This is a genomic window from Vibrio sp. 10N.222.48.A3 (assembly GCF_041475345.1).
GTDB lineage: Bacteria > Pseudomonadota > Gammaproteobacteria > Enterobacterales > Vibrionaceae > Vibrio > Vibrio tasmaniensis_A.
Window position 1 is genome coordinate 1 of the sequence record NZ_JBFRVX010001781.1, and the last position, 397, is coordinate 397.

Genomic DNA, 397 nt, shown 5'->3' on the forward strand with positions numbered 1-397 from the left:
TACTAAATTGCTCTAACATGCTCAGTGCGTATTATGTACGTTATGTTAAATTGGTTTCGGTGTTTATAAGGCAGGTATCTTTATGTGATGCCCTGCCTTTATTTCATATCTGTACTCTCTGAATTCTACTGCGTATTTAACCATAGCGGTTATTTACCATAAAATACCTAATAACCAGTGATAATAATCTTCGATTTTACCCCCGGCATTAGTTAGAGCTTAACCGCCGGCAAATTTAACTTTGTAGCCTTTCTTTTCAAGATGCGCTTTGAGCTTGTCACGAGCGTCGCCTTGAATCTCGATGTTGCCATCTTTTACTGAGCCGCCACAACCACATACTTTTTTGAGTTCCGCAGCCATGAGTTTTAATGGCGCGTCATCTAGGTCTAAGCCAACC

Annotated in this window: 1 pseudogene; it reads right to left on the minus strand. The window is 40.6% G+C overall.

The features are described from left to right. Positions 1 to 219: 219 nt before the first annotated feature. Positions 220 to 397: pseudogene (locus AB4653_RS28885) on the minus strand (stress response translation initiation inhibitor YciH); the annotation flags it as partial.